Genomic DNA, 455 nt, shown 5'->3' with positions numbered 1-455 from the left:
CGTGCACGATGATGGCGTTGAACTCGTTGCGCTGGACCATGCCGATGTCGAAGAACCCGGCATATTCCCCGTTCATGATGTAGTGCATCAGCGAGCGGTCGCCGTCGCGATGCTCCTGCGGCGCCTGCACCAGGCCGACGCGGGGATCGGCGAAGGCCGGCACGAGATCCTTCAGCCAGTCCGGGTGCACGACATAGTCGGCGTCGATGATGCCGATGATCTCGGCATCAACAGCGGTGCGCTCCATCGCGATGCGCAGCGCGCCGGCCTTGAAGCCCTGTACCTTCTCGGCATTGATGAACTTGAAGCGTTCGCCGAGTTGCCGGCAGTGATCCTGGATCGGCCGCCAGAACTCGGGGTCGGGCGTGTTGTTGATGATGCAGACGCACTCGAAATTCGGATAGTCGAGCCGCGACACCGCGTCGAGCGTCTGCTTCAGCATCTCGACCGGCTCG

1 protein-coding gene is annotated in these 455 nt (G+C 62.9%); it reads right to left on the bottom strand.

The window, feature by feature from the left end:
- A partial coding sequence (locus tag F8274_RS30885) for a glycosyltransferase (protein ID WP_225854065.1) occupies positions 1–442 on the bottom strand: 442 nt, incomplete at its 3' end.
- Positions 443–455: the final 13 nt, after the last annotated feature.

The organism is Micromonospora sp. AMSO31t, assembly GCF_008868175.1.
Taxonomy (GTDB): domain Bacteria; phylum Actinomycetota; class Actinomycetes; order Mycobacteriales; family Micromonosporaceae; genus Micromonospora.
The sequence above is the reverse complement of the archived record's forward strand: the minus strand, read 5'-3'. Positions and strand labels throughout refer to the sequence as shown.